Origin of the sequence: Microcoleus sp. Pol12A5 (assembly GCF_036701435.1) — a bacterium.
Classification (GTDB): Bacteria; Cyanobacteriota; Cyanobacteriia; order Cyanobacteriales; family Microcoleaceae; genus Microcoleus.
Genome location: NZ_JAUBQU010000188.1, coordinates 1 through 7,673, shown reverse-complemented (window position 1 = coordinate 7,673; position 7,673 = coordinate 1). Strand labels below are relative to the sequence as shown.

Below are 7,673 nucleotides of genomic sequence, written 5' to 3'. Positions count from 1 at the left end.
TTAACCATAGACCCAGCTCAGGTTTGAGAGATTTTGTCCTATTATACTCTGCCTAGAGTGACAGAAGAGGAATATACTGGATTCCTACCCATTAGAGCTAAAAACCTCTATGTATATAGGTTTGAAGCAATTGAGGCTTCAGTTTTTGTCTAAGTCCCGTTAAACAACACTCTCAAAATATTCGCGGTAAATAGGTAGACACTGTAAAACGCCACTATGTAAAGGATGGTAAAGCATCCTCATGCCCTATAGTGGCTGCATTAGCCCTATTTATACCAGTTGCATGGCTACAATTATCTTAAAGTATCAACCTAAAATTTACTGTAAACTTTTTTTAGTAATCTAATTATTCAACTCGGATCGTGAAATTAGAACTTGCCTTAGCTCAATATACTGATGCTCTCACTAACCTAAAATTGGCAAAGTCTGAACCCTCAGAAATAGCCATTCTCCAAATTTTAGTTGCTCGCGATGCGATCGAAGAAGCACTCAGCGAGAAAACCCAGCTTTCTGTGGAAAGTTTGGCTAAACTACTCGAATTGGACAACTTCCTGAAACAACAAGCCGATGCGATCGCCAGAGGAGCAAAATTAGCAGAATGGCGAGCTACATTTCACCCCTCCCCAGAAGCTTGGTGGTGGTTTCTCGAACCCACCTCCGACGAGGAAGTTTCCCACTCAAATCGCTTAGATTGGTTGTTCAACGGGCTGACAATCGCGGGATTGACGGCGGTAGCGGCCTATATGACAACCTTCGTTCAACTCTTTTCCACGGGAGGAATCAGCTTCGCTGAGAGCTTTGGCCTGCTGGGACAAGGAGGGTTACTTCTGACGGTAATCCACACCTTGCAGAACACAGGACAAGAAAAGATTAAAAACCTGCTCAAAAAACTCAATATTTCTCCCCAGTTTCACAGTCAAGCAACCTTGGGAATTACCGCAATGTTATTGTTGGCTTCTGTGGGAGTCTATAACTCTTTGCCTCGGATTGGGGAATGGAACTATCGAGAAGGAAAAAATCTCTACGAAAAAGGTTTACTGGAAAAAGCTAAAGCAAAATACGAGCAAGCGGCCAAAATAGATCCCAATAATTCGGACATCAAAATGGCCTTGGGACAAGTCTACGAATCTTTGGGAGATATAGATTTAGCTAGCAAGGAATATAAAAAAGTTTTAGACCGAGGGGACTATCGCGCCTTTAATAATTTAGGTCGCGTTTATATTAGTAAAAACGATAGATTGACCGCTGAAAGTTTACTGCGGATGGGATTACAGCGGGTTAGAAAAGAAGATTTTCAACTCAACTATGAACTGCATCTAAACTTGGGCTGGATACTGCTCAAACAAAAACAGTATCAAGCGGCTGAAAAACAACTCCGACAAGCAGTTGCTATCGACGAAGCAATTGCAGGAAAAGAGCTCGGTGGAGGCATGGCTTATTGCTTGCTCGAAGATGTTATGGAAGAGAAAAAAGATATAAAAGAGCAATCCCGCTGGAGAAAAATGTGTTTGGCTTATGCTCGTCCCGAAACGCTCGATCAGTATAAATGGTTTATTGAAACTGAAAAACAAGATATCGCCGATCGCATAGATACGAAGGGGGTGGTGAATGGAGAATCTAAACCAAGTACACAGCCTTGATGAGTAATATAAAAGTAAAAAATAAAACCTAAACAGAATGTTCTTGTTACTTTTAGTTTCTCTACTTGGTTGGAAGTCCCCATTTTTTAGAGGAAATTCCCTTGTAAAATGCGCCAGCATTCTTTTTTCATCAAATTGAGTGCTGCGTGTGTGATGCACCCTAATTTTGCAGATTAACCGGCAAGCGGATCGTAAAAGTAGAACCAACACCCTCCTGACTTTTTACTGAAATATTGCCACCCATCATGAGGCAAAAACGCTGGCTGATTGCCAGTCCCAAACCAGTGCCACCGTACTTGCGGGTGGTGGAAGCGTCTGCTTGGGTAAAGGGTTGGAAAATGTGCTGCAATTGATCCGGAGTCATCCCAATTCCTGTATCTGTACAATTAACAACTAAAAATTCTTTACTAGCAATTGAATATTCTGAATTCGCCGCAGGTTCAGAAGTGTTTTCGGGCCTTGCTTCGCTGCTGCCGCCCGCAATTTTTTCTCGGCTGGCTGTGAGGGTAATTGTACCGTTTTGAGTGAATTTGGCGGCATTGCTGAGCAAATTTAATAAAATCTGCTGCAATTTCGTAATGTCACCGTGCATAGTGCCGATATTGCTAATTTGGTGCAAGTTTAGAGTGTTGCCGTTTTTCTCAATTAGCGGCACGGCGGTAGATGCGACATCTTCAATCAAGGCGGCGATGTCGAAGGTTTCTAAGTAAAGATCCATGCGGCCGGCTTCGATTTTAGAAATGTCGAGAATGTCGTTAATTAGCGATAGTAAGTGTCTGCCGGAAGAGCGGATTTTGTCTAAATCTGGGGTGAGTTCATCGTAACCCAATTCTGCGGTTTCTTCTTGGAGCATTTCGCTGTAGCCGATGATGGCATTCAGAGGTGTTCGCAGTTCGTGGCTCATGTTTGCTAAAAAGGCGCTTTTTGCGGTGGAAGCGGCTTCGGCTGCTTCTAGGGCGAGTTGCAAGGCGGATTCAAAGACTTTGCGATCGCTAATATCCTCGACGCTGCCTTCATAGTAGAGTACCTTGCCGTCGGCGTCGCACACTGCACGCGCGCTTTCGGAAATCCAAATTACACTGCCATCAACGCGGTAAACTTCTGACTCAAACCCCGAAATTTCTCCGAATTCTTCCATCACCCGCATAAACTTATCGCCCTGCTGAGGATTGACGTAAGCTTGCTGTCTGATGTTTGTGAGATTTGATGTTAATTCTTCGGGAGTGGCGTAGCCGTAGATGCGCGCTAAAGCTGGATTTACGCTCAAGAATTGGCCTTCGGGGGTTCTTTGAAAAATGCCTTCGACGGCATTTTCAAAGATGCTGCGATATTTTTGTTCTGCTTGACGCAAAGCGATTTGTGTACGATCGCGCTCGCTGGCTTCGATCGCCAATGATACCAAATCTGCCAGGGAAGCAGCAAAATTTTGTTCTTCTAATGTCCAGTTGCGAGTAGTTCCCACTTGTTCGATACAGATGACTCCCACTGTTTGTCCTCCCAGCCGCACCGGCGCATCTAAGGTTGATGTAGTACCCATTTGTGCAAAGTAAGATTCGGCAAATTCTCTGGTTCTAATATCTGAGAGAGCGTCCTCGGCTGCGATCGTCCGGTGTTCTTCCAAAGCTTGAAAATAAGCTGGATAGTCTGCTGCTGCGACTTCATTACCTTGGGAATGCTGCGGGTTGCTGCGGTGAAATTGGTCGATACATTGCAGTTTCGATCGGCTTTCATCGTACAACCAAGCACCGGCTCGTTCTACATCTAGGGTATGAGCGGCAGCTTCGGTGATTTGCCTCAAAGCTACTTGCAAATCGCCTCGATACAGCGCTTTATTTCTTGCCAATTCTACCAAAACCGTATTTTGTTTGAGCAATTGTTTTTGCCTTTGGCGTCGCGCCGATTCGGCTCGCTTCTGTTCGGTAATATCGCGGGCCACCACAATGACGGATTCTTGTGAAAGCGGTGAAATGCTGGCGGCAAAACAAACTTCGCGGTCGTCAATGGTTAAATCGTACTCAATGCTGACTGTTTGCTGAGTATCTAAAGCTGTTCGGATGTGTCTGAGAAAATTGTCTGATGTAGCTTGCGGAAATACCTCTCCGACTGTTTTGCCAACTAATTGTTCGATTGGTTTGTAGAGGAGAGAAAGATTTGTGGGCGCGATTTTTAAATAGCGACCGCTGGCGTCCAGAACTATAATTAATTCGTTCATAGCTGCAAACAAAGCTCGCAATTCTGCTTCTGCGGCTTTGAGTTCGGCCGTCCGCTCTGCTACTCGCTGTTCTAAACTAGAGTTGGTTTGTTCTAGGGTAAAAAAAGACGCTCGCAATTGTCGCGCCATTTGATTGAAAGACTGAGCTAGGAGACCGAGTTCTTTGACTCCTTGAACTTCGACTTCGCCGTCTAATTCTGCGGAGGTGAAGTCTGAGGATTCGGACATTTTTGTTAAAGCTTTGGAAGCCTGCAACAATCGGGTAATCGGTTTGACAACCCAGCGAGAGGTGAAAATTCCGAGTGCGATCGCCAGTACGAAGGCAAAAAAGCACAATAAGATAGTTGTGCGAGTGTTGGCGTTAATTTGCTCCATAAAGTCTGCTTCCGGGATTGCGACTACTATCAGCCAATCGAGGTCACGGCCGTCTTGCAGGGGAGCAACAGTAATGAATTGACGTTTGCCGTCTATATCGAAGGTAAACTGTCCTTTGCTGTCAATTTGTTCAAAACTACCAAATCGTTTTTGCAAGTATTTGGAGGCCGATCGAATTAGCAAATTTTTGCTCTGTGTCGCCAACAGCCGTTTTTGTCCGTCTTTGTCGGTGACAAAGGGCAGTTCGTCTGTGGAACTGGCAACTATTTCACCGCTGCGTTCGATCGCGAAAACTTGTCCCGACGGGCTAATTTTGATGCTTTTAAGAAAATCGCTGATTTGAGAAAGAGTCAGGTCAATTGCCAGTACCCCTTGCAGGCTGCCCGTTTGGCTGTAGATGGGCATCACCGGTGTAATGCCCAGCACTGGCGGTGCTGCGAAGACGTAGATGGGGGACCAAGTGGCTTTGCCTGACTGTTTGGCAGCTTGGTACCACGGTCTAGTACGGGGGTCGTAGGGGACGGTTTTGATTAGCTCAGTGCGATTTCCTTGGCTATCTAGGCGATAAATTTGGCGGTTTGGAGCGGTTGATTCGTCTCTAATGTATACTAAGTTTTCTGCTTCTCGCTTGAGCAAGAGGAATCTGCCCTGTTCGTCGCCGTAGTAGATGGTTGTAGTTCGATCGCTCAGCTTGGTCTGGTTCCACAAATAGCGCTCTAAGTTGGGGAGGTCTTCCGGGTCTAAGTTTCCAGAGGCGATCGCAGCACTATTCATTTGCAGGAACAGGTGAGAGACATCCCCAAAACTGCGGAAATTTTCTTTCGTCCTCGCTGCAACTTCCAAGCTTAACCTCGTAGCAAGGTCATTGACAGCTTTCTGGCCGTTGCGAAACGACAGCCATCCAGTCACGCCGACTGCTACGGAGATTTGCACCACCAGCGGTATCAACAAAACTAGGCTCAGTGACATCTTGGGCGAGCTTTTCATCAGACAACTGCTCAGATTTTTCAATAACATCAATATTCTGACACCTACCGAGTTTACGTATCGTTTGTCGTTTCAAAGATGCCCTAGATATAAGTTACAAATTTGTACAGCAAGAGTGAAGTGCGGTGGCCTGCAGCTCAAAACTTGGCTGAGGTTTCCACCGCTACCGTAAAAACTTGTAATATTAATGATGCCACTACTTGCCTGAATGTGGCGATCGCTCTAGGGACTCCCGGTCAAAAAGTCACACACCCTAAAAAAAAGCTACTTTAGGCCTGTGCTCCACACTCTGGCTGTCATCAGTCTTTGCCAATTATTCAATTTTTTAATCTAAACTTTTAAATCTAAAAGGTCTCACTTTCTCCGGGTAGGGATTGTCTTCCTTACCCCTAGTTAATAAAAAATTGATTTTATTTTTTTCTACCGTGCCAGGACAAATGTAAATTCTGTGACAATCGGCTGTTAAAAAATTTGCTATTAATAAGATAAGCCGCCAAAATCCCTTAGCGTAGCGGGGCGTAAGCCATCGAGTACCAAGAGGATAATTGAAGCATCTGCATTCCATCAAAAGCAGCAAAATAAAGCGTTTTTGGCTTTTTTGGATGCTCAATATTTTGGCAAAATAATACTTCTGGAGGATGACATGAACTATACATTTGAAATCCTGGGCGTATCTCCAACTTTAACATTTTTTAACCAGCAGCAGGAATTGCTGAAACAACAGCAGCCGTCGGGTGTAGAATACTTGGGAAACTGGAAGTGTACTCTCGATGCGTTTGTGGCATCCGTGGAGACAGTTTCTCCTTACCGGGGCTGGGATGTCGATCGAGTTGTAGACACCGTGATTAGCTTCTGGATGAACAACTCCGATAGCGTCCAGTATTGGAGGCACAGGCTGGAGGATGCCGGCAGCGAAAACTTGTTAGTAGCCAGAGTAGGCGATATCAAGTCTTTGCAAGCTGCATTTGAATCGCTGCTGGGCGAATAGGAAAATCGCCAATTGCGAAAAAGTCGATCGACTTTTTCGCAAAAATCAACTCAACTGTCTATTCGCAATGCTCAATTTCCCTGATTCGCTGCACGGAAGTCGCAGATATACAATATCTGTTTCTTCCATCTTCTACCTTCCATCTGCCTGATGCCTTCAACATCTGATTAATGACTAATGACTTCGCAATTGGCAATTCCCAAATATTATGTCTCGTTCCAAAGCCCTGCAATCTTATATTTTTCTCCGCTTGCTCCTCGCACCGCTAATGTTGTGGACAATTACCACAGCAGTATTTTTATTGTTGCGGGCCACTCCTGGTGACCCCATAGATGCCATTCTCGGCTCACGAGCTCCCGCAGCCGCCAAAGAAGCAATGCGAACCCAACTCGGCCTCGACGCACCCCTGTGGCAGCAATATTTCAAATACATGAAAGACTTGTTGAGCTTCGACTTGGGAACCTCAATCACCACTCGCGGACAAACCGTGTGGCAAATTATCGGAGATTATTTCCCAGCTACAGTGGAATTAGCAGTTTGTAGCATGGCCATAGCTTTAATTGTCGGCATCAGTATCGGTTCCCTGGCAGCATCTCGCCCCAACACTATTTTCGATGCAGCAGGCCGTTTGTTTGGCATTATCACTTACTCGCTGCCCGCTTTTTGGGCCGGCATGGTTTTGCAATTAATTTTCGCAGTGCAGTTGGGATGGTTTCCCTTGGGAACTCGCTTTCCCGTCACATTCCCCGCCCCCGAAGGGTACACAGGACTATACACGATTGACAGTCTCCTCAGTGCTAACCCTGGTCAGTTTCTCACATCTTTGCATTATTTGGCACTTCCAAGTTTGACGTTGGGTATTCTTTTGAGCGGCATTTTCGAGCGCATTGTCAGGGTGAATCTCAAGCAAACTTTGCAAGCAGATTATGTCGAAGCAGCTAGAGCTAGAGGCATTCCCGAATTCCAGATTTTATGGGCTCACGCTCTGAAAAATGCACTAATTCCGGTGATTACTGTCTTAGGGTTGACTTTTGCTGCACTGTTGGGCGGTGCTATTTTAACAGAGGTTACTTTTTCTTGGCCGGGGTTGGCAAATCGCCTTTACGAAGCGATTAGCTTGCGGGATTATCCAACTGTTCAAGGTATTGTGGTGTTTTTTGCCGCAATTGTCGTAATTGCCAGCATTGTAATTGATATTTTGAATGCTTACGTTGACCCGCGAATTCGGTATTAAAGGAAGTTAGTTGTTATATGATGTCGGGTCAATTACCCGTAATAAAAAGGGTTGGTAGTGAGGATAAAAATCCTCACTACCAACCCTTTTTTTGTCGAGCGATCGCACATGATACAGCGTATCCGGCTCTTCCTTACTTACTGTTTCCAACTATTGGTTTCTGGGGGGGTAACAACCAGCCTGAAACCCATACTTTGTAAGGATTGAGCCAATCCGCTGCTCAAAAAAGATAGGCAG

Annotated in this window: 4 protein-coding genes; 3 read left to right on the top strand and 1 reads right to left on the bottom strand. The window is 45.3% G+C overall.

The annotated features are described in order from the left end of the window. The first annotated feature begins 362 nt into the window (after positions 1–362). Positions 363–1,640, top strand: coding sequence for a tetratricopeptide repeat protein (locus QUA45_RS26950; protein ID WP_333101059.1), 1,278 nt, complete (start codon positions 363–365; stop codon positions 1,638–1,640). Between the two features lie 160 nt (positions 1,641–1,800). Here the strand turns inward: QUA45_RS26950 and QUA45_RS26945 are convergent, their stop codons facing one another. Further along, positions 1,801–5,214 carry a PAS domain S-box protein gene (locus QUA45_RS26945; RefSeq protein ID WP_333101058.1) on the bottom strand — a complete coding sequence of 1,138 codons (3,414 nt, stop codon included), beginning with the start codon at positions 5,212–5,214 and terminating at the stop codon, positions 1,801–1,803. 643 nt (positions 5,215–5,857) lie between these two features. On the opposite strand from QUA45_RS26945, the gene QUA45_RS26940 reads away from it, so the two are divergent. Next, positions 5,858–6,202, top strand: coding sequence for a hypothetical protein (locus QUA45_RS26940; RefSeq protein WP_333101056.1), 345 nt, complete (start codon positions 5,858–5,860; stop codon positions 6,200–6,202). A 208-nt stretch (positions 6,203–6,410) separates the two neighbouring features. Next, positions 6,411–7,436 (top strand): ABC transporter permease, encoded by a 1,026-nt coding sequence (locus tag QUA45_RS26935; RefSeq protein WP_333101055.1) that lies wholly within the window; start codon positions 6,411–6,413, stop codon positions 7,434–7,436. Positions 7,437–7,673: the final 237 nt, after the last annotated feature.